The sequence below is a fragment of the Rugamonas sp. GW822-FHT03B10 genome, assembly GCF_058801745.1.
Genome location: NZ_JBXANP010000004.1, coordinates 83,954 through 110,118, shown reverse-complemented (window position 1 = coordinate 110,118; position 26,165 = coordinate 83,954). Strand labels below are relative to the sequence as shown.

Genomic DNA, 26,165 nt, shown 5'->3' with positions numbered 1-26,165 from the left:
CGAATTGGGGACGTAACACGATTTCCGCGATTCGCGGCTTCATTGTGTTACGTCCCGTTTGCAGCGTCTGCCGCATCTTCCGAATCACAACGGCTTAGTGGCTTGACGGCTCAGCGGCCTTGCGGACGGTGCTTGCGGATCTGCGCCACGTCCATGTCCGCTTCCGTTTCCGGCACTTCGCCCTTGCTGCGGGCTTCGAACAGGGCGGCGCGCACCTGTTCGCGGGTCAGGCCGGCCGACTCCTGCTGGGTTGCTGCGGTGGCCGACGACGAGCCGCCGGCGTCGGCGCGCGTGGTGTCGGGGGCGTCGGCGGCGAAGGCGGTGGCGCTGGCGGCGGTGATGATCAACGTGGCGATCCATGCGGTGGTTTTCATGATGTAGCTCCTGTCGTGAATGAGTACTGCGGTTGAGAGAACAACGGTGAAGCAAAAAGCGGTGAAGCAAAAAACGGTATAAATCGTTCAGTGGGCGCCGCCCGCGTCGACCTTGCCGGCGGCGGCCACGGGCCGGGCCAGCCAGACGACGCCGATCAGCAGCACGAACAGCAGGGCCGAACCCCAGAACAGGTCATTGGCGGCCAGCATGTAGGCCTGCGTGTTGACCTGGCGTTCCAGCAGCTGCCACGACTGGGCGGCCGAATAACCGAGCTGGGACAAACGCTCCAGCGTGTCCTGGGTGGCCTGCGCATACGGCGACACGGCCTCCGCCAGACGCACGTGGTGCAGGCTGGCGCGGTCGTCCCACAGGGTGCTGGCGGCCGAGGCGCCGAACGCGCCGGCCGTGATGCGGGCGAAGTTGCACAGGCCGGAGGCGGCCGCCAGCCGCATTGGCGGCAAGCCGGACAGGGCCAGCGCCGTCAGCGGCACGAAGAAGGTGGCCATGGCCGCGCCCTGGATCAGCTGCGGCAGCATGATGGTGGCCACGTCGGCCTGCATGTTGAACTGCGAGCGCAGCCAGCACACGACGGCGAACACAAGGAAGGCGAAACTGGCCAGCCAGCGCACGTCGAAGCGGCCGATGTGCTTGCCCACCAGCGGCGACAGCAGCAGCGCCAGGATCCCCACCGGCGCGCTGACGATGCCGGCCCAGGTGGCCGTGTAGCCGGCGAACTGCTGCAGCCACAGCGGCAGCAGCACCAGGTTGGCGAAGAACACGCCATAGCCGAGCGACAGCGCCAGCGTGCCGATCGAGAAGTTGCGGCCCTTGAACAGGCTCAGGTCCACGATAGGATGCTCGTGCGTCGTCTCCCAGATCACGAACACGGCGAAGGCGATGGCCGACGTCAGGCCCAGCACCACCGTCTCGGGGGAGCTGAACCAGTCCAGCTCCTTGCCCTTGTCGAGCATCACCTGCAGGCAGCCCACCCACACCACGAGCAGGCCCAGGCCCACGCCGTCGATCGGCTTTTTCACGCGCGCCGATTCGCGCTCGCGCAGCAGCAGCCAGGTCAGCCAGGCGGCGAACAGGCCGGTGGGGATGTTGATGTAGAAGATCCACGGCCACGAGATGTTGTCCGAGATCCAGCCGCCCAGGATGGGCCCCATCACGGGCGCGATCATGGTGGTCATGGCCCACATGGCCAGCGCCATGCCGGACTTCTCCTTCGGATAGCTTTGCAGCAGCAGCGCCTGCGACAGCGGGATCATGGGGCCGGCCACGGCGCCCTGCATGATGCGGAACACGATCATGCTTTCCAGGTTGGTGGCCAGGCCGCACAGCAGCGAGGCCAGCACGAACAGCAGCACGGCGGCCACGAACAGGCGCACCTGCCCGTAGCGCTGGGTGAGCCAGCCGGTGAGCGGCACGGCGATGGCGTTGGCCACGGCGAACGAGGTGATGATCCACGTGCCCTGGCTGGCCGACACGCCGATGTCGCCGGCGATGGACGGGATCGACACGTTGGCGATGGTGATGTCGAGCACGTTCATGAACGTGGCGAGCGCCAGCGCGATGGAGGCGAACACCAGGCGCATGCCCGTCAGCGGCGGCGGCACGGCCGGTGCCGCCGGTGATGCTGGCGCTGCCGGCGTGGCCGGCGCGGCGGGGGCGTTTGAGTTGGTGGCGGAGGCGGTGGTCATGGCGATACTCCGGTTAGCGCAGCAGGTTGGCGCGCACGATGTCGTTGGCGATGTCGGCCACGCCGGAGCGGGCTTGATACACACTGGTCTGGGCCACGGGCGCGCCGCTGACGGCGCCGGCCAGTTGCGCGCCGCCCTGTTCGGACACGTCCACCTCGGCCACCATCGACAAGCCGACCCGCAGCGGATGGGCCGCCACCTCGGACGGCTCCAGCGCCACCCGCACCGGCAGGCGCTGCACCACCTTGATCCAGTTGCCCGTCGCGTTCTGGGCCGGCAGCAGCGAGAACGCGCTGCCGGTGCCGGCGCCCAGACCGGCCACGCGGCCGTGGTACACCACGCTGTGGCCGAACAGGTCGGCCGTCAGCTTGACCGGCTGGCCGATGCGCATGGCGCGCAGCTGGCTCTCCTTGAAGTTGGCGTCCACCCACAGCTGGTCCAGCGGCACCACGGCCAGCAGCGGCGCGCCGACGGCCACGCGCTGGCCGATCTGCACGCTGCGCCGCGCCACGTAGCCGCTCTGGGGCGCGATGATGGCCGTGCGGTCCAGCGTCAACTGGGCTTCCTGCAGGGCCGCCACGGCCTGCGCCACGGCCGGGTGCTCGCGCACGGCGCCGGCGCCGGCCAGCGCGCGGCTGGCCGCCAGCTGCTGGCGGCTCGCCTCGAGCGCGGCGGCCGCCGTGCGCGCGCCATCCTCGGCGTGGCGGATCTCCTCCTCGGACACGGCGCCGCTGCCTTTGAGCACGCTGCGCTGGGCCAGGTCGGCCCGCGCGCGCCGCAGCTCGGCCTCGCGCAGCGCCACGGCCGCCGCCTGGGCGGCCTGGTTCAGGTACAGCGCCTCGGTCTGGCGCACGGTCTGGGCCAGCTGGGTCTTGGCCTTCTCCAGCGCCAGCCTGGCGTCGGTCGGGTCGAGCTGGGCCAGCACGGTGCCGGCCCGCACGAAGTTGGTGTCGTCGGCGTGGATCGCCACCACGGTGCCGGCCACCTGGGGCGTGAGCTGGATCACGTTGCCGGCCACGTAGGCGTCGTCGGTCGAGACCTGGAAGCGGGCGCTCGTGTACCAGTAGCCGCCGTAGCCGACGGCGGCCACGGCCAGCGCGGCGGCCAGCGCCACCAGCATGGTCTTGCGGCGCGCGGCCGGCGCCGTGGCGGGGGCGTGGGTGGCGTTCGGGGCGACGGCCTGGTTGGGCACGGCGGGGGCTTGGGTAGTCATGTCGGTCTCCGATCAAAAAGAGGGTCAGGATTGGGCCGGCGCGGCGCCCAGCGCCACACCGTCGCCCAGTGCGTGGTTGAGGCGGATCGCCGTCTGCAGGCGGCGCGCCCGCAGGTCGGCGTCGGCCTGGGCCTGGGCCAGCTGGCGCTGCTGCACGCCGAGCACCACCAGGTAGCTCGACAGGCCTTGCCGGTAGCGCTGGCTAGCCGCCTTCTCGGCCGCGTCCAGCTCGCGCACGGCGCTGCCGTGCGAGGCCAGCCGGCTGTCGAGCGCGCGCCAGGTGGCCACCTGGTCGGCCACGTCGCGCATGGCGGCGATCACCAGCCGGTTGTAGCGCGCCACCTCCAGCGCGTAGTCGGCGTGGCGCATGGCCAGCCCGGTGCGCAGGCGGCCGGCGTCGAACAGCGGCAGGTGCACGGCCGGGCCGAAGCCGAACAGGCGGCTGTTGCCCTGCAGCAGACTGCCGGCGTCCAGCGCGGCCAGGCCGGCGCTGGCCGTCAGGTCGATGTTGGGATAGAAGTCGGCGCGGGCGGCGGCCACGTCGTGGCCGGCCGCGTCCAGCCGCAGGCGCTGGGCCACGATCTCGGGGCGGCGGCCCACCAGGTCGGCGTCCAGCCGGGCCGGCAGCGTCAATGGCTGGTCCAGCCTGAGCGCGGGCGCGGCCAGCGCCTCGCCGAACGCGGGGCCGGCGCCGGCCAGCGCGGCCAGCTGGTGGCGCAGCAGCGTGGCCTGGTTGGCCAGCTGGGCCACGCCCGCCTGCGCCATCGGCACCTCGGCCAGCGCCTGGCGCCATTCCACTTCCGTGTCGAGGCCGGTGCGCATGCGGGCCTGGCGCAGCGTCACTTCGCGCTGGCGCAGTTCCACCTGGCGCCGCGCCAGCGCCAGTTGTTGTTCGGTGCGCGCCAGTTCCACATAGCTGTGGGCGACGGCGCCGGCCAGCGTGGCCTCGGCGGCGCGGGCCTCGATGCGGGCCGCGTCGGCGCGCGACAGGTCGGCCGCCACCCGTTCCCCGTTCTGGCCCCAGAAGTCGAATTCGTAGCGGAAGCCCAGCGTCAGCGCGGCCGAGGTGTGGCTGGTGCCGGCCAGCGCCGGCGGCACGGCGCCGTTGCCGCTGTAGCGCAGGCGGGCGGCGGCCGCGTCGGCGCCCAGTTCCGGGCCGCCGTCGGCGCGGCGCGCCTGCAGCACGGCGTCGGCCCGTTCCAGCCGGGCGCGCGCCTCGGCCAGGCCGGGGGCGCCGGCGATGGCCTGGGCGATCAGGCCATCGAGCTGGGCGTCGTGGAAGCCGCGCCACCAGTCGCTGGCCGGCCAGTCGCCCAGCGCGGCGCTGGCGCCGGTGGCCACGGCATCGGCCGCCAGCGGCGCGGCCAGCGGCCGTTGCGGACCGGGGCTGGCGCAGCCGGCCAGCAGCAGGGCGGCCAGCACGGCCGGGATGGCAAGGGACGGTTTCATGTCGGTTCTCCTTCAGTTCTTCGTGTCGCGTTGTTTCGGTGTCAGGCGTTGTGCAGCGGGGCTTCGGCCACCGGCGCGCTTTGCACGTACAGCAGGGCGCCCAGCGCGATCAGGATCATGGTCAGGTGCACCGACTGCACGGCGCCCTGCTTGATCCAGTAGCCGAACCACAGGCCGCCGCAGGCGAACCACAGCCACAGCAGCAGGAAGCCGGACAGGGCCAGCACGCCGGCGCTGCGGGCCTGGCGCAACTGGCGCAGCTTGCCGCTCCAGCCGGCGCGGGCGAACAGCAGGGCCGCCAGCCACATGGCGGCGGCCACCGTCACCTGCACCGTGGCCACCGCGTACAGCAGCGTGGGCACGTGGTCCACCGGCCAGGCGTGCCACGCCAGGCCGTTGCCCAGCACCGGCTCGCCGCGCAGCAGGTCCATCGACAGCATGTGGCCGAGCAGCTGGCGGTTGGTGCCCGGATCGGTCAGGTTGTTGAACACGGCGATGCTCAGCCACAGGGCCAGGCCGGTCAGCAGCACCAGGCGGCTCAGGGCGGAAATGCGGATAGACATGGGATGCTCCTTACATGGTGGGATGGGGGATCAGCACCGGCCAGCCGCGTTGGTTGGCCAGCGTCAGCATCGACAGCTCGCGCGCCACCACGGTCGGGTGGCCCACGGCCTCCAGCAGCGGCAGGTCCGAGTGGTGGTCGCCGTAGCCGTAGCACTGCTCGCCATCGGCGCCGTGGGCGGCCAGGAAGGCGTCCACCGCCTCGCGCTTGCCGGCGCCGATGGTCTGCGGCGCCAGCAGCTCGCCCGTGTAGCGGCCGTGGGCGACGGCCATGCGGTTGACTAGCAGGTGCTGCACGCCGAGCGCGTCGGCCAGCGGCTGGATGATCTCCAGCGCCGAGCCGGACACGAACACCGGCTGCACGCCGTTGGCCTGGTGGCGGCGCAGCGCGCGCAGCACGGGGGCGATGTAGAAGCCGGGCCGGGTCGACGCTTGCGCGAACCAGCGCCGCGCGCTGGCCGCCAGCGCCTGCTGCTCGTGGCCGCGGAACGCGCGGTAGTAGGCGCGGTTCACTTCGGACCGTTCGCGGCCCTGGCGCAGCAGCGCGCGCAGGTGGCGCTGGGCCAGCCAGTCGGCCAGCGCGCCGCGCACGGGGCCCAGCCGTTCGCGCAGGTAGAAGGCGCGGAAGGTGAACATGCTCTTCTGGTCGATCAGGGTCTCGTCGACGTCGAAGAAGGCGTAGCGATTGCGGGACATGCGGTTCTCCTGTGGGCCGGCGCGCGGGCGCGCCGGCCGGTTGCGGTGGAAGGTCAGGCCGTCAGGGCCACGGCGGCGGCCGGGGTGGCGGCCGGCTGGCCCAGGCCGCGCGAGATCAGGTCGGCCATCAGCAGGTCCATGCTGTGCGACAGCGCCTGGTCGGCCAGCTGGTTCTCGCGCGGGCCCAGGTAGGCGTCGTCGAACACGCCGAACTTGACGGCCATGCCGGCCACCGCGCGCCCGTTCTGCCACACCTCCATGTCGGCCACCACGCTGACCCGGTCCGCGCGCGGGCGCTGCAGGTCCAGCAGCGTGTAGCGGATGGTGGCCGGCAGCGGGAACGCGAACTGCAGGAAGCGCATGTTCATCTCGTTGATCACGAAGTAGCGCTTGGCCGGCGCGTCGGCGCCCATGCAGTGCGCCTCCGTGGTGGCGATGAACATCTGGCGGCACGCTTCCGTCAGCACCATGCCCTGCACGTGCAGGCCGGTCAGGTGGTCGAGCATCAGTTCACCACGGGCGTCGATCAGCAGGTCGGCCTCGAAGTGGCTGTCGTCGATCTTGCGCGGCACCGAGATCAGCACGTTCTGGTCCTGGTGCTTGTGCGACAGCGCATGGCCGGCGCGGCTGTGGCGGTTCAACTCGTTCCAGCAGGCGAATTCCTGGCCCAGGCCCAGGCTGATGGCCAGGCAGTAGGCGTGGTCGATCTGCATGCCGCTCAAGCCCTGGCCGGCCACCAGCGTCTTGCCGCGCAGCGCCTCGACGCGGTTGTGGCGCAGCTGGTCGAGCAGGCTGTTGTAGGCCAGCACGCCAGGTTTTTGTACGAATTTGTTGAATTCTTCAGCGATGACGAGTTGCAGGTTCATAAAATCCTCCTATTAAAAGTGAATGGAAAAAAAACGAATGCCTTCGGTCCGAAGCGCCATGCTCAAGCCAGGGCGGCGTGCCCCATCAACCAACTGTCATGCAGCCATTTCTCCGTCTGGCGCAGGCTGCGTGTGAAATCCCATACGATGTCGCGTTCGAAGGTCAGCACCACGCCGTCGGCGCCGACGATGACCCAGAAGTAGCGCCCGTCGTTCTCGTTGCGGCACTTGACCTTCATGCCCGTCAGCGTGTGCTGGCGGGGCTGGCCGTCGGCCGTCGCGGTGCGCAGCGTCTCGTCGTGCGGCTGCACCCATTGCAGCGCCATGCCCGGCAGCAGGTCCGGCGCCTGCTGCTCCAGATAGGAATGGGCGATGCGCTGGGCCTGGGCCACGCTCGGCAGCGCGCCGTGGCACTGGGCCGCGCTGAACCACGTCTTGCCCAGCAGCCGGCCCGACGGCGAGAGCACCATGCTGTAGTGTTCGCCGCCCAGGCCGCCGTTGCGGCCGTCGCCGCGCTCGTAGCGCAAGTGCCAGGCGGGGGCGCCGTCCAGCGTGACCGGGTTGACGCTGGCCAGCTTCTCGAAGCCGGCCGGCGGGCGCAGGCGCGCATCGAGGCGCACGGGCAGCGGCTGGTCCTGGTCATGCGGGTCGCGGTCGTTGGCGGCGTTGGTGTTCGGTTTCATCCTGGTTCTCCTTGAGGAAGGGGGCGCTCAGCGGGGCGCCACGGCGGCGCCGGCGGCCAAGCGGCCGGTGGGCAAACTGATGATCAGGGCGGCGGTCACGAGCAGGGCCAGGCAGCCGAAGAACTGGCCGGCCGGCAGCCGGGCGGCCGCGCCGGCCAGCCACGGGCCGAGGCTGGCGCCGCTGAACAGCACGAAGGTGTACAGCGACACGGCCTGGCCACGCCAGCTGGCCTCGGCCAGGGCGCTGGTGCGGGCGATCAGGCTCGGCACGCTGATGCCCACGCCGGCCACGAACAGCACGCTGGCGGCCAGCGTGGCGGCCAGGTGGTCGCCCGTGGCGCCGGCCACGGCGGCCGTGGCCAGCCCGGCGGCGGCCGTCGCCAGGCCCACGCTCACCATGCGCTGGGCGCCGAAGCGGGGCAGCAGCACGGCCACGGCCAGCGGCATGAGGAAGCCGGGCAGGGCCAGGGCACGCACGGTCAGCGGGCTCAGGTTGGCGGCCCGCAGCGCGGCGCCCAGGTGGTGGTCCAGCCCCAGGTAGAAGGCCACGAAGCTCATCATCAGGGGCAGGGCGGCGCCGTACACGGTGCGCAGCGCCGGCTGGCGCAGCACCCGCAGCAGGCCGCTGTAGCTGGCCAGCAGCGGGGTGGTGACAGGGGCGCGCAGTTCCTGCGGCAGGCGGGCCAGCATCCAGGCCGTGGCCAGATAGATCGGGCAGGGCAGGGCCACGGCCCAGCCGAAGCCGTAGGCGGCGCCGGCCAGGCCGCCGTAGATCTGGCCCACCAGGCCGGCCAGCAGGAAGCCCGTGCTTAGCCAGGCCAGGCCCCACAGGCGCAGCCGGCCCGGCAGCGCTTCGGCCAGGAAGGCCAGCGCGGCCGGCGGGAAGGCGGCCGTGGCCAGGCCCTGCAGGGCGCGGCCCGCGTACAGCCCGGCCGGCGTGCTGGCCTGGCTCAGCAGCACAGTGGCCACCGTCAACGCCAGCAGGCCGCCCACCATGACGGGCTTGCGGCCGATCCGGTCCGACAGCGGGCCGAACAGCAGGAAGCCGCTGGCGTAGGCGAAGCTGAACGCGCCCAGCGCGGCCCCGGCGCCGGCCGCGTCGAGCCCGAACTGGCGGCCGATCTGGCCCAGCAGCGGCAGCGGCAGGTAGAGCTGGGAGACGGCGGCCAGGCCGCACAGCGCCAGCAGGGTCAACACGGCAACCGGATGTTTCATTGTCTATCCTTTCGTTGGCTATTAATACGACGGCTTTTATTTAGGTAGTAACTATGTAGCAGGCTAAGTAAATAATTCAAAAAAAACTGGCGTCGCCAGCGGGTCGAATCGGTCACTTCCCAATTAGTTACTTTTTAATCACAGTTTCAATATTAGCATAAAAATAGCGTTGAACTATGTAGCTGGCTAAATATTTTATGCAAAAAAAAATCCGCCACCCGGGCCGCGCGGCGATGGCCGCCCGGCCCGGCCGCATCAGGCGGCCACGGCCTTGATGTCGGCCATGCTGGCGTTGAGCTTGCGCATCAGGCCGCGCAATTGCTCGCGCTCCTGGGGGCTGAACACGCCCATCAGTTGCGCCACCCAGTTGTAATGCTCGGGCAGGGCTTCGGCCAGCAGCGCCTCGCCGGCCGGCAGCAGCCGCACCACCCAGGCGCGGCGGTCGCCCACGTCCTGCTCGCGCCGGCACAGCTTGGCCTGCTCGAGGCGGTCGACGATGCCGGTCATGGTGGGCGAGGACACGCTCACCCCCTCGGCCAGCCGTCCCACGCCCAGCCCGCCCGGGCTGCGCTTGAGCAGCAGCAGCACGAAGAACTTGGTCTGCGACAGGCCATGGCGCGCCAGGTTCACTTCGAACTCGGCCATCATGTCGCTGCAGCTGCGCGACAGCAGCAGCCACGTTTGCACCCCGTCGATATCGGGATTGGGATAGAGCTTGGCGAACTGCGACAAGGTATCGAAGCTGGGTAGATCCTTGAGTTCCAACATGGTGGTGTCTCGTTTGATTAGTAGTTGGATAAATATTAGCGTGCTAAATTGTGCCTGTCAAAGAGATTTTTTGCTTTTTTGATTATTTTGTCGCCGCGCCGCCGTGACGGACGGGCCGTTTGGCGCGTCCGTCCCACGCGCCGGCGGCCGGCTGGGGTAAGATCATGCCAGCATTTTTCCGTGGAAAGGAGCGCGCATGCAGGCAGCCGTCAATCTGTGGCCGTTGACCGGGGTGGCCGTGATCGTGGCCGGTTTCGCGCTGCGCGCGCATCCGGTGCTGGTGGTGGTGGCCGCCTGCGCCGCCACCGGCGCGGCCGTCGCCATGCCGCCCGGCGAGTGGCTGGCCGCGCTGGGCACGGCCTTCGTCAAGACCCGCAACCTGCCCCTGATCCTGCTGCTGCCGCTGGCCGCCATCGGCCTGCTCGAACGCTACGGCCTGCGCGAGCACGCCCAGGCCGTCGTGACGCGGATCCGCTCGGCCACCACGGGCCGGCTGCTGATCGCCTACCTGCTGGTGCGCGAACTGAGCGCCGCCTTCGGCCTGACCAGCCTGGGCGGCCACCCCACCATGGTGCGCCCGCTGGTGGCGCCGATGGCCGAGGGGGTGGCCGCCGCCCGCCATCCGGGCCTGGGCCACGCGCTGCGCCAGCGCATCCGCGCCATGGCCGCCGCCACCGACAATGTCGGCCTGTTCTTCGGCGAGGACATCTTCGTCGCCTTCGGCGCCATCGTGCTGATGCAGACCATCCTGCGCGGCGAAGGGCTGGAGGTCGATCCGCTGCGCATGGCGCTGTGGGGCATACCGACGGCCGTCAGCGCGTTCGTGATCCACGCCTGGCGGCTGCGCCGGCTCGACGCGCGCATCGCGCGCGAGGGCGCGCAGGCGCTGGCGCGCGTGGCCGCGACGCAGCACGCGCCGGCATCGGCGCCACCGGAGGCATCGGTGCCACCTGCGGCTGCGGCGCCACCCGTGGCTGCGGCGCCACCTGCGGCATCGGCGGCGCAACCGGCGCAGCCGGCGCGCGCCGGCGACGGGCGGGGCGGGTCGGCGGCCGGGGACGGCGCATGACCATCATGCTCGACTATTTCTACCTGGTGGTGGGCGCCATGCTGGCGCTGATCGCCGTCATGACGCTGCGCGACCGCCACCACCCGCGGCGCCACGCGGCCGCCCTGTTCTGGGGCCTGTACGCGCTGGTCTACCTGGCCGGCGAGCGGCTGCCGCCGCAGGCGGTGGGGCTGGCCATGGTGGCGATGGCGCTGCTGGCCGGCCTGGGCGGCGTGCTGCCGGGGCGCCACGGCGAGCGCGCGGCCGGCGAACGGGCCGCCAGCGCGCGGCGCCTCGGGCACCGGCTGCTGCTGCCGGCGCTGCTGATCCCGGCCGTCACCATCGCCGGCGCCACGCTGCTCAAGCACGCGCAACTGGGCGGCCAGCCGCTGCTGGAGGCGAAGAACCTGACCTTGGTGAGCCTGGGCTGCGGCGCGCTGCTGGCCGTGGGCGCGGCCTGCTGGCTGACCCGCGCCACGCCGCTGCAGGCGCTGCGCGAGGCGCGCCGGCTGGTCGACGGCATGGGCTGGGCCGTGGTGCTGCCGCACATGCTGGCCGTGCTGGGGTTGTTGTTCGTGCAGGCCGGCGTGGGCAAGGCCGTGGCCCATGTCGTCACCCAGTGGCTGTCGCTCGACACGCGGCTGGCGGCGGTGGCCGTGTACTGCGTGGGCATGGCGCTGTTCACCATCGTGATGGGCAACGGCTTCGCCGCGTTCCCCGTGATGACGGGCGGTGTCGGCATCCCCGTGCTGGTGGGCGTGTACCATGCCGATCCGGCCGTGATGGCGGCCATCGGCATGTTCAGCGCCTACTGCGGCACCCTAATGACGCCGATGGCGGCCAACTTCAACATCGTGCCGGCGGCCCTGCTGGAGCTGGACGACAAGCACGGCGTGATCAAGGCGCAGCTGCCGACCGCCTTGCCGCTGCTGGCCGTCAACGTCGGCCTGTTGTATTTTCTGATGTATCGGTAACTGGAGCGAAATGCATGAACAAATTCATATTGTTGACCGGCTTTGAACCGTTCAACAAGGAGGACATCAACCCGTCGTGGGAGGCCGTGCGCGTGCTGGGCGACTGGCAGGAGGGCGATTTCACGGTGGTGGCGCGCCAGTTGCCGTGCGCGTTCGGCGTGGCCAGCAAGCTGCTGCACCAGTACGTGGAGGAAGTCCAGCCCAGCATCGTGATCATGGTGGGCCAGGCCGGCGGCCGGGTCGACATGACGGTCGAGCGCATCGCCATCAACGTCGACGACGCGCCCATCGCCGACAACCGCAAGCGCCAGCTGGTGGACGTGCCCGTGGTGGCGGGCGGCCCGGCCGCCTACTTCTCCACGCTGCCCATCAAGGCCATCGTGCACCAGTTGCGCGAGGCCGGCCTGCCGGCGTCCGTGTCGCAGTCGGCCGGCACCTTCGTGTGCAACCACGTGTTCTACAGCCTGATGCACCAGGCGGCCGACTGGGGCACCACCATGCGCGCCGGCCTGATCCACGTGCCCTACCTGCCGCAGCAGGCCGCGCGCCACCCGGGCGCGCCCAGCATGCGGCTGACCGACATGATCGAGGGCCTGCGCATCGCCGTGCGCACGGTGCTGGCCTACGACGTCGACCTGCGCGAGGCGGGCGGGGTGACGCACTGAGGCCGCCGGGCCGCCCCGCCGCCCGGCCGTCCCGCCGTCCCGATCATGGCGGCGAAAAAAAATGGGCGGCGCTGTCACAAGCGGCGCGGCCGGTCCGTCTAATGGGGGAGGGCAGGCGCAATGGGCGCCCGCCGCCACCACGAGAAAGGTACCGCCATGTCACAGCACGCCCCCCGCATCCCCTTCTTCACGCTGGCCCCGGCCAACATGAAGGCCATGATCAACCTGTCGGCCTCGGTCAAACAAAGCTCGCTGGGCGCCCGTCTGGTCGAGCTGGTGCAGCTGCGCATTTCCCAGATCAACGGCTGCGGCGTGTGCATCGACATGCACTGGCGCGACCTGATCAAGCAGGAGGCCGAGCCGCGCCACCTGAACGCCATCGCCGGCTGGCGCGAGGCGCCGTTCTTCAGCCCCCGCGAGCGGGCCGCGCTGGGCTGGGCCGAAGCCGTCAACGCGCTGCCCCAGCACGACGCCACCGACGCCGCCTTCGCCGAGGTGCAGCAGCATTTCAGCCAGAACGAGATCGCCGAGCTCAGTTTCGCCGTGGCCGCCATCCGGGGCTGGAACATGCTCAACCTGGCCCTGCGCAACCAGATCCCGGAAGTGCCGCCGCCAGGCATGTGAGCACGCTTGAAGAAACGCCGACAGCGGCGCCGTCCGGGACTACAATCGTCCCGGGCGGCGCCGTCTCCTTGCACCGCCGCCCGACCGACGCGCCATGAACGATCCCGCCCACACCTACGCCACCACCTCCACCTCCGACGAGCAGACCTTCGCCGCGCTGCGCCCGCGCCTGTTCTCCATCGCCTACCGCATGCTCGGCATACGGGCCGACGCCGAGGACGTGGTGCAGGACGCATGGCTGCGCTGGCACGCGGGCGCGCGCGAGGACGTGCAATCGGCCGAGGCGTGGCTGGTGACGATCGCCACCCGGCTGGCCATCGACCGCCTGCGCAGCCGCCAGGCCGAGCGCGACAGCTACGTGGGCTGGTGGCTGCCGGAGCCGCTGGTGGCGCTGGACCAGGACACGCCCGAAAGCGCCGCCGAGCTGGCGAGCGACGTGTCGCTGGCCTTCATGTGGGTGTTGGAGCGGCTGGCGCCCGAGGAGCGCGCCGCCTTCCTGATGCGGCAGGTGTTCGAGCACGACTACGCCGACATCGCGGCCATGCTCGGCAAGACTGAGGCCAGTTGCCGCCAGCTCGTGCACCGGGCCCGGACGCGGGTGCGACAGGAGCAGCCGCGCTTCGCCGTGCCGGGCGACACCCACCGCGCGCTGCTGGCGCGCTTCATGCAAGCGGCGGCCAGCGGCGACCGCGCCGCCATGAAGGCGATGATGGCCGACGACGTCAAACTGGTGGCCGACGGCGGCGGCAAGGTCAAGTCCTTCCTGCACATGCTGCAAGGGGCGGGACGGGTGGCGGGCGTGTACTGGTCGCTGGAGCACCAGTTCCCGGCGCGGGTGGCATACCGCGGCGCGCGCATCAACGGCGAGCCGGGGCTGCTGCGCTATGTGGCCGGCGCGCTCGAATCGGCGCAGTCGTTCACCATCGAGGACGGCCGCATCGTCGCCGTCTTCATCGTCCGCAATCCGGACAAGCTGGTGGGGCTGCCGCAACACCTGTGATCGCGGCTGGGGGCAGGGGGCCAGGGCCGGCGCCGGCGCGCTAACCGGCGCGCTATAATCGTTCTTGTTGTTAATGTAAGTTGCCGCGCATTCCGTCCGGCAGCCTCCTCCAAGAACGGATCCATGTTGAGCAGACTTCGCCGCGTCACCATCGCCTTCGTGTTGTCGTGGGCCGCGCTGTTGCCTCTGCTATGCCAGGCGCAGCCGGCATCGACCCGGCTCGACTACCGTTGCGGTCCGCCGCCGGATTGGCAAGCCGCGGCCAGGCAGGCGGCGGACTGGCTGCCCCTGCCCGACGCCGGCGCCCTGGTCGCGCGCGGCCAGACCTGCTGGCTGCGCGTCGCGCTGACCGGGCCGGCGGCGGCGCCGGGCGCGGAGCACGACTATCTGGTGCTGCAACACTCGACCATGTTGCGCATGACCTTGTTCGATGGCGGCGGCCAGCCGTTGCCGATGGGCGCCGCCGGCGCCGAAGCCGGCGGCGCCCTGGACCAGGGCTGGCGCCTGCTGCTGCCGCTGGCCGACCTGCGCGCCGGCCCCCTGTATCTGCAACTGGTGTCGTCCAATCCCGCCTTCCCCGAGCGCGTGATCGCGCGCGGCCAGGGCCCGTGGGAGGCCGTGCTGCCGGCGCAGCAGCGCACCCTGATGACGACGCTGCTGGCGGCCACGCTGCTGCTGACGTCGACCATGTTCACGGCCGCCTTCGGCCTGGCCCTGCGCGAACGCGAATTCGGCGAATACGCCGGCTATTCGTTCGCGCTGGGCCTGTCGTTGCTGTCCTACGCGCGGCTGGACGTGCTGCTGCTGGACGTGGACTGCGGCTGGTTGTGGCAACTGGCCACGCCGCTCTCGACCTGCCTGCTGTGCTGGCTGGCCATGCACTTCGGCCGTTTCGGGCGCAGCAGCGCGTGGCTGGCGCGCGCGCTGTACGCCGTGATCGCCGTCGACGCCGCGCTGCTCGGCTGGGCGCTGCTGGCGCTGGCCGGCGTGCCGCTGCCCATGCCGCACATGGACCGCTTCGCGTTCGAGAACGGGCAGGACATGGTGGTCGAATCGCTGATTATGCTGGGCGGATGGCTGAGCTGGCGGCGCGGCGAGCATGACAGCCAGGATGGTCTGCTGCTCATGTTCGGGCTGGTGCCGTCCCTGTTCATCGACCTGGTCAACCGGCTGTGGGACCCGCTGCTCGCGCCGTGGCTGCAGGGGCACTGGGGCTATACGCTGCCGGCCGGCGTCAACGACGCGATCCACTTCAATGGCGCCCTCACGTGGCTGCCGTTGCCGGCCATGTTCTGCTTCGCGCTGGCGCGCCGCGCGCTGCGGCTGCACCGCGCCCTGATCGACGAGCGGCGGCAGCTCGAGGCGCGCGTCGAGCACCGCACGCGCGAACTGCGCAGCGCCAACGCGGAGCTGGAACTGCGGGCCAGCACGGACGAGCTGACCGGACTGCCGAACCGGCGCCGCATGATGGAGTGGATCGCGCACGAGATCGAGCGCGCGCACCGCTACGGCAACAAGCTGACGCTGTGCATGCTCGACATCGACCACTTCAAGCGCATCAACGACGAGCATGGCCACCTGGCGGGGGACCGCGCGCTGGTGGCCGTCGCGGACGTGCTGGGCAGCGGCATGCGCGGCGCCGACCTGATCGCCCGTTTCGGCGGCGAGGAATTCGTGCTGCTGCTGACCGACACGGAGCCGCAACTGGCCGTCGAGCTGGTCGAGCGGCTGCGCGCCTCGGTGGCCGCGCTGCCGCTGCGCGGCGACGACGGCCGCCACTACGGCGTGACCATCAGCGTGGGCGTGGCGGCGCTCGATCCGGGCGCCGCCGACTCCATCTCGCGCCTGCTGCTGCGGGCCGACCAGGCCCTGTACCGCGCCAAGAACGGCGGGCGCAATTGCGTGATGGTGGCGTGAGGGGCCGGGCTGGCGCCGTCGCGACCGTCAGTCCTCGCCCTGCGCCGGCGGATTGATGATGTTGAGGAAGGCGCGCACCACGGGCGCGTCGTCGTTGGCCGGGTAGGTGATGTACAGGTTGGCCGACGGCGGATCGCGCAGCGGCACGAACACCACGCCGGGCCAGCCGATGCGGCTGGTCGTCTCCGGCAGCAGGGTCACCCCCAGCCCCGCGCCCACCATGGCCAGCAGCGTCTGCGGCTCGTTCGCCTCCTGGAATATCGTCGGCTGGAAGCCGGCCTTGACGCAGCATTCGATCAGGTAGCGCGGGAACGAGGACTTGTCGAGCGCCAGCGTGAGCATCGGCTCCTGGGCGATGTCCATCAGGTCGATCTCGGCGCGCGCGGCCAGCGGGTGGTGATCGTTGATGGCCACGCACACGTTCTCGCGGTAGCACAGTTCCTGGCGCAGGTTGTCGCGCTTGAGTTCATCGTCGCCCAGCTTCGGCTCGCGCCAGAAACCGACGTCCACCTGCTTGGCGCGCAACGCCTCGTATTGCACGGTGGGGCCCAGTTCGTGCAGGGTCCACGTCACGCGCGGGTACTTGGTCTGGAATTCCTCGAGCAGGCTGGGTATCGGCCCCCACATGGCCGAGCCCACGATGCCCACCCGCAGCCGTCCCACCTCGCCGCGGTCGATCTGGCGGATGGTGTCGATCGTCATGCGCATGCGCGCCAGCAGCTCGGTCGCCTCCTGCATCAGCGCCTTGCCGGCCACCGTCAGCTCGAAGGTGCGGGTGGTGCGGGCGAACAGGCGCACGCCCAGTTCCGCCTCCAGCTTCATGATCTGCTGGCTCAGCGGCGGCTGCGAGATGTGCAGCCGCTCGGCCGCCCGGCTGAAGCTTTTTTCCTCGGCCACGGCCAGGAAGTAGCGCAACTGTTTGAGGTCGATGGACATGGCGTGGCGCGCTCCGGGCATCAGTCAGCGGGTGGCGGGATGGGCGCGCATGGCGCAGGCCAGCGCCGCGCCCACGCGCGCGTTGTGCTTCACCAGCGCGATGTTGGTGGCCAGGCTGCGCCCGGCCGTCAAGTCCTTGATGCGGCCCAGCAGGAACGGCGTGACCTGCTTGCCCGTGATGCCGCGCTGCGCCGCCTCGGCCAGCGCTTGTTCCGTGATGGCGTCGATCTCCGCCTTGGGCATGGCCTGCGCCTGCGGCACCGGGTTGCTGACCACCACGCCGCCGTCCAGCCCCAGTTCCCACTTGGTGCGGATGAAGGCCGCCTGTTCGGCCGCCGTGTCGAGCTGGAAGTCGGCCTGGTGGCCGCTCTCGCGCGTGAAGAAGGCCGGGAAGCCGGGCTGGCCCACGCTCACCACCGGCACGCCGTGCGTCTCCAGGTATTCGAGCGTGAGGCCGATGTCGAGGATGGATTTGACGCCGGCGCACACCACGGCCACCGAGGTGCGGGCCAGTTCCTGCAGGTCGGCCGAGATGTCGAAGCTGGTCTCGGCGCCGCGGTGCACGCCGCCGATGCCGCCCGTGACGAACACCTCGATCCCGGCCAGCCGGGCGCAGATCATGGTGGCGGCCACCGTGGTGGCGCCCAGCTTCGCCTGCGACAGCACGTAGGGCAGGTCGCGCCGGCTCACCTTCATGGCGTCCGGCGCCGTGGCCAGCAGCTCCAGCTGCCCGGGCGACAGGCCGATGCAGATCCTGCCGTCGATGGTGGCGATGGTGGCCGGCACGGCGCCGCCGTCGCGGATGATCTGTTCCACTTCGCGCGCCATCTCCACGTTCTGCGGATACGGCATGCCGTGCGAGATGATGGTCGATTCCAGCGCCACGATGGCTTTGCCGGCGGCGCGGGCGGCCGCCACTTCGGGCGAGAACGAGAGGTAGGGGTGCATGGTGTCGCTCCTGTGGGTGGCGTTGGGGTGGCGTTGGGGTGGCGTTAGCGTGGCGTTGGCGGCGGGGCGGGCGCGCCCGGCGCGGGGAAGACGGGCAGGGTCACGGGTGGCAGGTCGAAGTCGTTGATCTCGTCGAGCACGTCGGCCGCCAGCACGGGCGAGACGGTGTCCGGGCTTTCCAGCGTCATGGCGGCCACCTTCAGGCCGCGCCGGCAGGCCAGCCCGAGGTCGTCGCTGCCCTGGTACAGCGACCAGCAGACGGCGGCCGCGAACGCGTCGCCGGCGCCCGTCACGTCCACCACCGCGACCCGGCGGGCCGGCAGCCAGGCCAGCGGGCCCTGGCCGGCCGTGGTGTGGAACACGCCTTCGCCGCCGCAGGTGACGATCACGTCGCGCGCGCCCTGGGCCTGCACCTCGCGGCAGGCGGCGGCCACGTCGTCGGCCGTCGGCAGGGCGCGGCCCACGCGCGCTTCCAGTTCGCCGCGGTTGAGGATCAGCAGCCGCAGGCCGTGCAGGTCGGCCGGCAGGCGCGCCATCTTCGGCTGCGACACGGCCACGATCACCAGCGGCACGGCGTCCTGGCGGGCGTCGGCCAGCAGCAGGGCGACGCTGTCGCGCGGCAGGTTCAGGTCGGCCACGGTCATGGCGGCGGCCGAGCGTTGCGGCTGGCGGCTGGCCAGGAAGGCCGGCGTGAGGCGGTCGTACAGGGCCATGTCGGCCAGCGCCACCGTCATCTCGCCGCCCGCGTCCAGCACCGCCGTGTAGGTGCCGGTGGCGCAGTCGACCACCTGCAGCGTGCCGCGCAGGTCGATGCCGGCCGCCTCGGCGTGGTCGGCCAGCGCGCGTCCGGCCGCGTCGGTGCCCAGCGCCGTCAGCAGGGCGGCGGGGATGGCGAGCCGGGTCAGGTTTTCCGCGATGTTGCGGGCCACGCCGCCGAACACTTCCTCGGCGCTGGCCGGGTTGGAAGTGCCCAGTTGCAGCGGCGCCAGCGTGCGCAGCTTGCGGTCCAGGTTGGCCGCGCCGATGCAGACGATGGGGCGTTTGTCGGGCAGCACGTAGGCCCGGCCCAGCAGCCGGCGTTCGCGGATCAGGCCCGCGATATGACCGGCCACGGCCGACCGCGACAGGCGCAGCTCGATGGCCAGGTCCTGCTGGGAGATGAAGGGGTTGGCGCGGATCAGCTGGTACAGCTGTTCCTTTTTCGAGGGTTCCGTCATGGCCGTGGCGTTAAACTTTTGTTTTCAATCCTAAACAAATGTTTTCTGCCTGTCAATTGTGCAGGCTCCGAATCGCGCCTATTTATTCATTGCGTATATAAATGATGAAGAAAAATGGTATTTGCCATACATATAACGATCAGGCATAGTGTCGTTCAACCAGTTTTGATCCGCAACTTTGTACCCGCAACACATCCGCATCACCCGTAGTTGTTGTAGCGGCGCCCGGCGCCCGGCCAGACTGCGCTGCGCGCGCAGGGCAACACAGCATCGACCATTCCGAACATTACCGATCACGACAGATAAAAACGAGGATATCCATGTCTAATAATTCCCCATTCCAGGCCGCCGCCATCGTGCGCGCGCGCATCCCGGCCGACTTCAAGCCGCGCATCGCGATGATCCTCGGTTCGGGCCTCGGCGTGCTGGCCGAACAGATGACGGACGCGGTGACCATCAGCTACGATGAACTGCCCGGTTTCCCCATCAGCACCGTGCACGGCCACGCCGGCGAACTGGTGATCGGCACGCTGGCCGGCGTGTCGGTGGTGTGCATGAAAGGCCGCGGCCACGTGTACGAAGGCTATGGCCTGGGCGTGATGACGTCGGCCGTGCGCACCATGAAGCTGCTCGGCTGCGAGATGCTGTTCGTGACCAACGCGGCCGGTTCGCTGCGCACGGAAGTGGACGCCGGCTCGCTGGTGGCGCTGACCGACCACATCAACTACCTGCCCGGCACGCCGATGATCGGCCCGAACGACGAGCGTTTCGGCCCGCGCTTCTTCAGCATGGCCAACGCCTACGACGCCGACCTGCGCAAGCTGCTGCAGGCGACGGCCGCCGAAAAGAGCATCACCATCCACGAAGGCGTGTACATCGCCTACGCCGGCCCGAACTTCGAGACCCCTGCCGAGATCCGCGCCTTCAAGACGCTGGGCGCCGACGTGGTGGGCATGTCGGTGGTGCCGGAAGTGGTGTCGGCCCGCCATTGCGGCCTGAAGGTGGTGGGCGTGTCCGTCATCACCAATCTGGCCGAGGGGCTGTCGCCGTTCCCGCTGTCGCACGAGCAGACGCTGAAATACGCGGCCGTGGGCGCCAAGTCGCTGATCGAGCTGATACTGGGCTTCCTGGCCAACGTGGCGAAAACGCCGCAAGCGTAAATCCCTGTGGGGCGGCCTGGTCCGCCCCTTTGTTTTTTGGGCCATGGGCCTACACTGAACACTTAGTCTTAGCCGTCCCGGAGCACATCATGAAACGCGCATTTATCCTCCTGCTGGATTCCTTCGGCCTCGGCGCCACGCCGGACGCCGCCAAGTACAACGATACCGGCGCCAACACCTTCGGCCACATCGCCGCCTGGGCCGCCAAGGCCGGCACCCCGATGAACATGCCGACGCTGGAAAAACTGGGCCTGGCCGCCGCCGCCCACACGGCCTGCGGCCAGTGGGCCGAGGGCTTCAACCAGCGCGACGGTTTCACGGCCGCCTACGGCGCCGCCCGCGAGCGCTCGACCGGCAAGGACACCCAGAGCGGCCACTGGGAGATCGCCGGCGTGCCGGTGGAATTCGACTGGGGCTACTTCCCCCGCACCGTGCCCTCGTTCCCGTCCGAGCTGACGGCCCGCCTGCGGGAACTGGGCAAGGTGCCCGGTTTCTTGGGCGACTGCCACGCCTCCGGCACGGAGATCATCAACAAGCACGGCGACGAGCACGTGGCCACTGGCAAACCGATCATCTACACCTCGGCCGACTCGGTGCTGCAGATCGCCGCGCACGAGGAGTCGTTCGGCCTCGAACGCCTGTACGAGCTGTGCGAGATCGCCTTCAAGCTGGTCGAACCGTACAACATCGGCCGCGTGATCGCGCGCCCGTTCGTGGGCGCCAACGGCAAGTACACGCGCACCACCAACCGCCACGATTACGCCGTCGCGCCGCCCGCGCCCACGCTGCTGGACCACGTGAAGGACGGCGGCGGCGAGGTGATCGCGCTCGGTAAGATCAGCGACATCTTCGCCGCGCAGGGCGTGTCGCGCGTGGTCAAGGGCGCCGACAACATGGCCCTGTTCGACGCGCTGCTGAAGGTGGCCGACGAGGCCGGCGACGGCGCGCTCACCTTCGTCAACTTCGTCGACTTCGACCAGGCCTTCGGCCACCGCCGCGACGTGGCCGGCTACTCGAACGCGCTGCACGAGATGGATGCGCGCCTGCCCGAGTTCATGGCCAAGCTGCGCGAGGGCGACCTGGTGGTGGTGACGGCCGACCATGGCTGCGACCCCACCTGGACCGGCTCGGACCACACGCGCGAACACATCCCGATGATCTTCTTCGGCCCCGGCGTGCAGCCGCGCGCGCTGGGCATCTCCGAATCCTTCTCCGACATCGGCCAGACCGTGGCCAACCACCTCGGCGTCCAACCTCTTTCGAACGGAAGCAACCTGTTATGAGCACTGTCCCCGGCTTCAAGCGCAACGAAGCGGTCCCCCTCGACCTGGGCTGGATCAACCACATCCACATCAACAAGGCCGCCGCCGACCGCCGCGCGGCCAGCCTGGCCAACCGCCGCACGGTCAAGAAGGAATACCAGGCCGCGTGGCTGGTCAAGGCCATCGGCCTGATCGACCTGACCACGCTGTCGGGCGACGACACGCCGGGCCGCGTCGAGCGCCTGTGCCGCAAGGCGCTGCGCCCGCTGCGCGCCGACCTGGTGCAGGCCATGGGCTTGCAGGATTACCCGCTGACGACCGGCGCCGTGTGCGTCTACCACGAGATGATCAAGCCGGCCGCGCAGGTGCTGCAGGGCCGCCTGCCGATCGCCGCCGTCTCCACCGGCTTCCCGGCCGGCCTGACCAGCCTGGAGACCAAGGTGCGCGAGATCGAACTGTCGGTGGCCGCCGGCGCCTCCGAGATCGACATCGTGATCACGCGCCAGCACGTGCTGACGGGGAACTGGCAGGCGCTGTACGACGAGATGGTGGCCTACCGTCAGGCTTGCGGCGAAGCGCACGTGAAGGCCATCCTGGCCACGGGCGAACTGGTCACGCTGGAGAACGTGGCCAAGGCCTCGTGGGTGTGCATGATGGCGGGCGCGGACTTCATCAAGACCTCCACCGGCAAAGAGCCCGTCAACGCCACCATCCCCGTTTCGTTGACGATGGTGCGCGCGATCCGCGACTACCATGAGCAGACCGGCTTCAAGATCGGCTACAAGCCGGCCGGCGGCGTGAGCACGGCCAAGGCCGCGCTGCAGTACCTGACGCTGATGAAGGAAGAACTGGGCAACGAATGGCTGCAGCCGCACCTGTTCCGCATCGGCGCGTCCAGCCTGTTGACGGACATCGAGCGCCAGATCGAGCACTACGTCACCGGTGCTTACTCGGCCGCCCACCGCCACGCGCAACCCTAAGATCACAACGGATTCGTCATGCCCACTATTAACGAGATTCTCAACACCATGGAATACGGCCCAGCACCCGAGAGCACCAAGGAAGCGCAAGCCTGGCTGGAACAGCGCGGCCGCACCTTCGGCCTGTTCATCGACAACGCCTGGAGCGAACCGGGTGAGTTGTTCGCCTCGGCCAACCCGGCCGACGGCGGCAAGCTGGCCGACCTGACCCAGGCCACGGACGCGGACGTGGAGCGCGCCGTGGCCGCCGCCCGCCGCGCCCAGCCGGGCTGGCAGGCGCTGGGCGGCCATGGCCGCGCGCGCGTGATGTACGCGCTGGCGCGGCTGCTGCAAAAGCACGCGCGCCTGTTCGCCGTGCTCGAAACGCTGGACAACGGCAAGACCATCCGCGAAACGCGCGACGTCGACCTGCCGCTGGCCGCGCGTCATTTCTACTACCACGCCGGCTGGGCCCAGCTGCAGGCCGAGGAATTCGCCGACTACCGCGCCGTGGGCGTGGTGGGCCAGATCGTGCCGTGGAACTTCCCGCTGCTGATGCTGGCCTGGAAAATCGCGCCCGCCATGGCGGCCGGTAACACCGTCGTCTTCAAGCCGGCCGAGTTCACGCCGCTGACGGCCATGCTGTTCGCCGAACTGTGCGTGCAGGCCGGCGTGCCGGCCGGCGTGGTCAACATCGTCACCGGCGACGGCCGCGTGGGCGAGGCCATCGTCAAGCATCCCGGCATCGACAAGATCGCCTTCACGGGATCGACGGAAGTGGGCCGCGCGATCCGCGTGGCCACGGCAGGCAGCGGCAAGAAGCTGTCGCTGGAACTGGGCGGCAAATCGCCGTTCATCGTGTTCGAGGACGCCGATCTGGATGCGGCCGTGGAAGGCTTGGTCGATTCGATCTGGTTCAACCAGGGGCAGGTGTGCTGCGCCGGTTCGCGCCTGCTGGTGCAGGAATCGGTCGAGGCCAAATTCCTGGCCAAGCTGCGTGCCCGCATGGACAAGCTGACGCTCGGTTCCCCGCTCGACAAGTCGATCGACATCGGCGCGCTGGTGGACCCGGTGCAGCGCCAGCGCATCGCTGGTCTGGTGGAATCGGCCCGCGCCGAGGGCTGCACCATCTATCAGCCGGCCTGCGAACTGCCGGCTGACGGCTCCTGGTTCCCGCCCACGCTGATCACGGGCGCCTCCACGGCGGCCGCCGTGGCCCAGGCTGAAATCTTCGGCCCGGTGCTGGTGGCGATGAGCTTCCGCACCCCGCCCGAGGCGGTCCAACTGGCCAACAACACCGTGTACGGCCTGGCCTCGTGCGTGTGGACCGAGAACATCAGCCTGGCGCTGGACGTGGCGCCGCAGATCAAGGCCGGCGTGGTGTGGATCAACACCGCCAACCAGTTCGACGCCGCGTGCGGCTTCGGCGGCTACCGCGAATCGGGCTTCGGCCGCGAGGGTGGCCGCGAAGGCATGTACGAATACCTGACGGCGCTGTCGGAGGACGCGCGCCCGGCCGCACCGCTGGTGGAAGCGCAGGCCAAGGCCAACGCCAAAGCAAACGCGTCGGCCCCGCAAGACAGCCCGTTCGGCATCGACCGCACGGCCAAGCTGTACATCGGCGGCAAGCAGGCGCGCCCCGACGGCGCCTACAGCCGCGCCATCCACGGCGCCAACGGCGAGCTGCTGGCCGAGGTGGGCGAGGGCAACCGCAAGGACATCCGCAACGCCGTGGAAGCGGCCCACAAGGCCGGCGGCTGGACCAAGGCCACGGCGCACAACCGCGCCCAGGTGCTGTACTACATCGCCGAGAATCTGGCCGCGCGCGGCGAAGAATTCGCGGCCCGCATAGCCGCCATGACGGGCGCCAAAAATCCCGAGCGCGAAGTGCAGGCCGCCATCGAGCGCCTGTTCTACTACGCCGCGTGGGCCGACAAGTACGACGGCCAGGCGCACCAGCCGCCGATGCACGGCATCACCGTGGCGCTCAACGAGCCGGTGGGCGTGATCGGCATCGTGTGCCCGAACGAGGCGCCGCTGCTGGGCTTCATTTCGCTGGTGGCGCCGGCCATCGCGCTGGGCAACCGTGTGGTGGTGGTGCCGTCGGAAGCGCATCCGCTGTCGGCCACCGACATGTACCAGGTGTTCGACACGTCCGACCTGCCGGGCGGTGTGGTCAACATCGTCACCGGCAGCGCCGACGAACTGGCGCGCACGCTGGCCACCCACGCCGACATCGACGCCGTGTGGCGCCACGACGGCTCGGCGGAAGGCTGCGCCGAAGTGGAGCGCCTGTCGGCCGGCACGCTCAAGCGCACCTGGGTGGGCGGCGTCAGGGGACGCGACTGGTACAGCGCGGCCCAGGCAGGTGGCCGCGCCGTCCTCGCGCACGCGTCGCAGGTGAAGAACATCTGGATCCCATACGGCGTCTAAGCGGCGGAAGCGAAAGGGTCTGACCCTTGGGTCTGACCCTGGTTTAAGGCCTGTGCGACACCGGCGACCGACAACCGGCCACGCAGGACAAGATGGCGGCCACCGGCCCCACTTTCAGAACAATGATTTTTCAAGCGGAGCATCGCATGTTTTTAACCCAAGAGATCATCCGCAAAAAGCGTGATGGCGGCGCGCTGAGCGCCGAGGAGATTCAGTTCTTCGTGCGCGGCATCACGGACGGCAGCGTCAGCGAAGGGCAGATCGCCGCGCTGGCCATGGCCGTGTTCTTCAACGACATGACCATGGACGAGCGCGTGGCCTTCACGCTGGCCATGCGCGACTCGGGCGAAGTGCTGGAATGGCGCTCGCTGAACCTGCCCGGCCCCGTGCTGGACAAGCACTCCACCGGCGGCGTGGGCGACGTGGTGTCGCTGCTGCTCGGCCCCATGATCGCCGCGTGCGGCGGCTACGTGCCCATGATCTCCGGCCGCGGCCTCGGCCACACCGGCGGCACGCTCGACAAGTTCGACGCCATCCCCGGCTACTGCACGGTGCCCGACAACGCGCGCTTCCGCCAGGTGGTGCGCGAGGTGGGCGTGGCCATCATCGGCCAGACCTCCTCGCTGGCGCCGTCCGACAAGCGCTTCTATTCGATTCGCGACGTCACGGCCACGGTGGAATCGGTGGCCATGATCACCGGCTCCATCCTGTCGAAGAAGCTGTCGGCCGGGCTGGACGCGCTGGTGATGGACGTCAAGGTGGGCAGCGGCGCCTTCATGCCGACCTACGAGAAATCGCTGGAGCTGGCGCAGAGCATCGTCACGGTCGGCAATGGCGCCGGCATGCGCACTTCGGCCATCCTGACGGACATGAACGAATCGCTGGCGCCCTACGCCGGCAACGCGCTCGAAGTGCGCGGCGCGATGGACTACCTGACGGGCCGCGCGCGTCCCGCGCGCCTGCACGAGGTGACGATGGCGCTGTGCGCCGAGATGCTGGTGCTGGGCGGCCTGGCCGCCGACGAGACGGCGGCGCGCGCCAAACTGCAGGCGGCGCTCGACAGTGGTGAAGCGGCCAGCCGTTTCGCACGCATGGTGGTGGCGCTGGGCGGCCCGGCCGACCTGCTGGAAAATCCGGACCGTCACCTGGAGCGCGCGCCTATCGTGGTGCCCGTGCCGGCGCCCAAGGCCGGCTACGCGGCCGGCACCGACTGCCGTGGCATCGGCCTGGCCGTGGTCAGCCTCGGTGGCGGCCGCCGTCGTCCGAGCGACGGCATCGACTTCGCCGTCGGCCTGACGGAACTGGCGGGACTGGGCGAGCGCATCGAAGCGGGCCAGCCGCTGGCCATGGTGCACGCGCGCACGGAAGCGGCGGCCCAGCAAGCGGTGCGTGAGATCCAGGCCGCGTATCATATCGCCGACGCCGCGCCGGCCGCCAACCCCGTGATCTACCGCGCGATCCGCCCGCAATAAAAACCGGGACGTAACACAATT

Annotated in this window: 23 protein-coding genes and 1 pseudogene; 11 read left to right on the top strand and 13 right to left on the bottom strand. The window is 70.0% G+C overall.

Going from position 1 to position 26,165, the window contains the following annotated elements:
• Positions 1-110: 110 nt before the first annotated feature.
• The 10 genes from AC1RQG_RS08550 to AC1RQG_RS08505 form a co-directional block, all read right to left on the bottom strand.
• On the bottom strand, positions 111-374 hold the full coding sequence (locus tag AC1RQG_RS08550) for a DUF4148 domain-containing protein (protein ID WP_493130271.1): 264 nt from the start codon (positions 372-374) through the stop codon (positions 111-113).
• An 87-nt stretch (positions 375-461) separates the two neighbouring features.
• Complete coding sequence (locus AC1RQG_RS08545) at positions 462-1,973, bottom strand: DHA2 family efflux MFS transporter permease subunit (RefSeq protein ID WP_493130733.1); 1,512 nt, start codon at positions 1,971-1,973, stop codon at positions 462-464.
• A 118-nt stretch (positions 1,974-2,091) separates the two neighbouring features.
• Positions 2,092-3,291 carry an HlyD family secretion protein gene (locus AC1RQG_RS08540; RefSeq protein WP_493130269.1) on the bottom strand — a complete coding sequence of 400 codons (1,200 nt, stop codon included), beginning with the start codon at positions 3,289-3,291 and terminating at the stop codon, positions 2,092-2,094.
• 24 nt (positions 3,292-3,315) lie between these two features.
• Positions 3,316-4,740 carry an efflux transporter outer membrane subunit gene (locus AC1RQG_RS08535; RefSeq protein ID WP_493130267.1) on the bottom strand — a complete coding sequence of 475 codons (1,425 nt, stop codon included), beginning with the start codon at positions 4,738-4,740 and terminating at the stop codon, positions 3,316-3,318.
• Positions 4,741-4,781: 41 nt separating this feature from the next.
• The gene (locus AC1RQG_RS08530; RefSeq protein ID WP_493130265.1) at positions 4,782-5,303 is read right to left on the bottom strand and encodes a DUF2165 family protein; all 522 of its coding nucleotides are present in this window, start codon (positions 5,301-5,303) and stop codon (positions 4,782-4,784) included.
• Positions 5,304-5,313: 10 nt separating this feature from the next.
• Positions 5,314-5,997, bottom strand: coding sequence for an HAD family hydrolase (locus AC1RQG_RS08525; RefSeq protein ID WP_493130263.1), 684 nt, complete (start codon positions 5,995-5,997; stop codon positions 5,314-5,316).
• Positions 5,998-6,050: 53 nt separating this feature from the next.
• Positions 6,051-6,863, bottom strand: coding sequence for an AfsA-related hotdog domain-containing protein (locus AC1RQG_RS08520; RefSeq protein WP_493130261.1), 813 nt, complete (start codon positions 6,861-6,863; stop codon positions 6,051-6,053).
• 62 nt (positions 6,864-6,925) lie between these two features.
• Positions 6,926-7,546, bottom strand: a complete 621-nt coding sequence (locus AC1RQG_RS08515; RefSeq protein WP_493130259.1) for a hypothetical protein — start codon at positions 7,544-7,546, stop codon at positions 6,926-6,928.
• Positions 7,547-7,573: 27 nt separating this feature from the next.
• Positions 7,574-8,761: an MFS transporter gene (locus AC1RQG_RS08510; RefSeq protein ID WP_493130257.1), complete on the bottom strand. Its 1,188-nt coding sequence runs from the start codon at positions 8,759-8,761 to the stop codon at positions 7,574-7,576.
• Between the two features lie 255 nt (positions 8,762-9,016).
• Positions 9,017-9,529, bottom strand: coding sequence for a MarR family winged helix-turn-helix transcriptional regulator (locus AC1RQG_RS08505; protein ID WP_493130255.1), 513 nt, complete (start codon positions 9,527-9,529; stop codon positions 9,017-9,019).
• A gap of 196 nt (positions 9,530-9,725) precedes the next feature.
• On the opposite strand from AC1RQG_RS08505, the pseudogene AC1RQG_RS08500 reads away from it, so the two are divergent.
• From AC1RQG_RS08500 to AC1RQG_RS08475, 6 genes and pseudogenes are all read left to right on the top strand, one after another.
• Positions 9,726-10,457: pseudogene (locus AC1RQG_RS08500) on the top strand (DUF969 domain-containing protein); the annotation flags it as partial.
• Between the two features lie 137 nt (positions 10,458-10,594).
• Positions 10,595-11,551, top strand: coding sequence for a DUF979 domain-containing protein (locus AC1RQG_RS08495; RefSeq protein WP_493130253.1), 957 nt, complete (start codon positions 10,595-10,597; stop codon positions 11,549-11,551).
• Positions 11,552-11,565: 14 nt separating this feature from the next.
• Positions 11,566-12,216, top strand: a complete 651-nt coding sequence (gene pcp / locus AC1RQG_RS08490; RefSeq protein ID WP_493130251.1) for a pyroglutamyl-peptidase I — start codon at positions 11,566-11,568, stop codon at positions 12,214-12,216.
• Between the two features lie 156 nt (positions 12,217-12,372).
• Complete coding sequence (locus AC1RQG_RS08485; RefSeq protein WP_493130249.1) at positions 12,373-12,840, top strand: carboxymuconolactone decarboxylase family protein; 468 nt, start codon at positions 12,373-12,375, stop codon at positions 12,838-12,840.
• Between the two features lie 94 nt (positions 12,841-12,934).
• The gene (locus tag AC1RQG_RS08480) at positions 12,935-13,840 is read left to right on the top strand and encodes an RNA polymerase sigma-70 factor (RefSeq protein ID WP_493130247.1); all 906 of its coding nucleotides are present in this window, start codon (positions 12,935-12,937) and stop codon (positions 13,838-13,840) included.
• A 123-nt stretch (positions 13,841-13,963) separates the two neighbouring features.
• Positions 13,964-15,757: a GGDEF domain-containing protein gene (locus AC1RQG_RS08475; RefSeq protein WP_493130245.1), complete on the top strand. Its 1,794-nt coding sequence runs from the start codon at positions 13,964-13,966 to the stop codon at positions 15,755-15,757.
• Positions 15,758-15,784: 27 nt separating this feature from the next.
• Here AC1RQG_RS08475 and AC1RQG_RS08470 read toward each other — a convergent pair whose 3' ends face one another.
• The 3 genes from AC1RQG_RS08470 to AC1RQG_RS08460 are packed head-to-tail and all read right to left on the bottom strand — an operon-like array spanning position 15,785 to position 18,858.
• Entirely contained in the window at positions 15,785-16,693 is a 909-nt protein-coding gene (locus AC1RQG_RS08470; RefSeq protein ID WP_493130243.1) for a LysR family transcriptional regulator, read from the bottom strand.
• Between the two features lie 24 nt (positions 16,694-16,717).
• Positions 16,718-17,641: a pseudouridine-5'-phosphate glycosidase gene (locus AC1RQG_RS08465; RefSeq protein WP_493130241.1), complete on the bottom strand. Its 924-nt coding sequence runs from the start codon at positions 17,639-17,641 to the stop codon at positions 16,718-16,720.
• 44 nt (positions 17,642-17,685) lie between these two features.
• Positions 17,686-18,858, bottom strand: coding sequence for a carbohydrate kinase (locus tag AC1RQG_RS08460; RefSeq protein ID WP_493130239.1), 1,173 nt, complete (start codon positions 18,856-18,858; stop codon positions 17,686-17,688).
• A 320-nt stretch (positions 18,859-19,178) separates the two neighbouring features.
• Here AC1RQG_RS08460 and xapA point away from each other — a divergent pair, with 320 nt between their 5' ends.
• The 5 genes from xapA (at position 19,179) to deoA (ending at position 26,144) form a co-directional block, all read left to right on the top strand.
• Positions 19,179-20,018: a xanthosine phosphorylase gene (xapA, locus tag AC1RQG_RS08455; RefSeq protein ID WP_493130237.1), complete on the top strand. Its 840-nt coding sequence runs from the start codon at positions 19,179-19,181 to the stop codon at positions 20,016-20,018.
• An 89-nt stretch (positions 20,019-20,107) separates the two neighbouring features.
• A complete protein-coding gene (locus AC1RQG_RS08450; protein ID WP_493130235.1) occupies positions 20,108-21,301 on the top strand; it encodes a phosphopentomutase in 1,194 nt (397 codons plus the stop codon).
• Positions 21,298-22,260 carry a deoxyribose-phosphate aldolase gene (gene deoC, locus AC1RQG_RS08445; protein ID WP_493130233.1) on the top strand — a complete coding sequence of 321 codons (963 nt, stop codon included), beginning with the start codon at positions 21,298-21,300 and terminating at the stop codon, positions 22,258-22,260. Before AC1RQG_RS08450 ends, deoC begins: the two co-directional genes overlap by 4 nt.
• A gap of 18 nt (positions 22,261-22,278) precedes the next feature.
• Complete coding sequence (locus tag AC1RQG_RS08440; protein WP_493130231.1) at positions 22,279-24,672, top strand: aldehyde dehydrogenase family protein; 2,394 nt, start codon at positions 22,279-22,281, stop codon at positions 24,670-24,672.
• 146 nt (positions 24,673-24,818) lie between these two features.
• Complete coding sequence (gene deoA, locus AC1RQG_RS08435) at positions 24,819-26,144, top strand: thymidine phosphorylase (RefSeq protein WP_493130229.1); 1,326 nt, start codon at positions 24,819-24,821, stop codon at positions 26,142-26,144.
• The last annotated feature ends 21 nt before the right edge of the window (positions 26,145-26,165 follow it).

Coding starts and splice junctions, on each gene's coding strand:
- AC1RQG_RS08550 (WP_493130271.1), bottom strand. CDS start 374: ATGAAAACCACCGCATGGATCGCCACGTTGATCATCACCGCCGCCAGC.
- AC1RQG_RS08545 (WP_493130733.1), bottom strand. CDS start 1,973: ATGCGCCTGGTGTTCGCCTCCATCGCGCTGGCGCTCGCCACGTTCATG.
- AC1RQG_RS08540 (WP_493130269.1), bottom strand. CDS start 3,291: ATGACTACCCAAGCCCCCGCCGTGCCCAACCAGGCCGTCGCCCCGAAC.
- AC1RQG_RS08535 (WP_493130267.1), bottom strand. CDS start 4,740: ATGAAACCGTCCCTTGCCATCCCGGCCGTGCTGGCCGCCCTGCTGCTG.
- AC1RQG_RS08530 (WP_493130265.1), bottom strand. CDS start 5,303: ATGTCTATCCGCATTTCCGCCCTGAGCCGCCTGGTGCTGCTGACCGGC.
- AC1RQG_RS08525 (WP_493130263.1), bottom strand. CDS start 5,997: ATGTCCCGCAATCGCTACGCCTTCTTCGACGTCGACGAGACCCTGATC.
- AC1RQG_RS08520 (WP_493130261.1), bottom strand. CDS start 6,863: ATGAACCTGCAACTCGTCATCGCTGAAGAATTCAACAAATTCGTACAA.
- AC1RQG_RS08515 (WP_493130259.1), bottom strand. CDS start 7,546: ATGAAACCGAACACCAACGCCGCCAACGACCGCGACCCGCATGACCAG.
- AC1RQG_RS08510 (WP_493130257.1), bottom strand. CDS start 8,761: ATGAAACATCCGGTTGCCGTGTTGACCCTGCTGGCGCTGTGCGGCCTG.
- AC1RQG_RS08505 (WP_493130255.1), bottom strand. CDS start 9,529: ATGTTGGAACTCAAGGATCTACCCAGCTTCGATACCTTGTCGCAGTTC.
- AC1RQG_RS08495 (WP_493130253.1), top strand. CDS start 10,595: ATGACCATCATGCTCGACTATTTCTACCTGGTGGTGGGCGCCATGCTG.
- pcp (WP_493130251.1), top strand. CDS start 11,566: ATGAACAAATTCATATTGTTGACCGGCTTTGAACCGTTCAACAAGGAG.
- AC1RQG_RS08485 (WP_493130249.1), top strand. CDS start 12,373: ATGTCACAGCACGCCCCCCGCATCCCCTTCTTCACGCTGGCCCCGGCC.
- AC1RQG_RS08480 (WP_493130247.1), top strand. CDS start 12,935: ATGAACGATCCCGCCCACACCTACGCCACCACCTCCACCTCCGACGAG.
- AC1RQG_RS08475 (WP_493130245.1), top strand. CDS start 13,964: ATGTTGAGCAGACTTCGCCGCGTCACCATCGCCTTCGTGTTGTCGTGG.
- AC1RQG_RS08470 (WP_493130243.1), bottom strand. CDS start 16,693: ATGTCCATCGACCTCAAACAGTTGCGCTACTTCCTGGCCGTGGCCGAG.
- AC1RQG_RS08465 (WP_493130241.1), bottom strand. CDS start 17,641: ATGCACCCCTACCTCTCGTTCTCGCCCGAAGTGGCGGCCGCCCGCGCC.
- AC1RQG_RS08460 (WP_493130239.1), bottom strand. CDS start 18,858: ATGACGGAACCCTCGAAAAAGGAACAGCTGTACCAGCTGATCCGCGCC.
- xapA (WP_493130237.1), top strand. CDS start 19,179: ATGTCTAATAATTCCCCATTCCAGGCCGCCGCCATCGTGCGCGCGCGC.
- AC1RQG_RS08450 (WP_493130235.1), top strand. CDS start 20,108: ATGAAACGCGCATTTATCCTCCTGCTGGATTCCTTCGGCCTCGGCGCC.
- deoC (WP_493130233.1), top strand. CDS start 21,298: ATGAGCACTGTCCCCGGCTTCAAGCGCAACGAAGCGGTCCCCCTCGAC.
- AC1RQG_RS08440 (WP_493130231.1), top strand. CDS start 22,279: ATGCCCACTATTAACGAGATTCTCAACACCATGGAATACGGCCCAGCA.
- deoA (WP_493130229.1), top strand. CDS start 24,819: ATGTTTTTAACCCAAGAGATCATCCGCAAAAAGCGTGATGGCGGCGCG.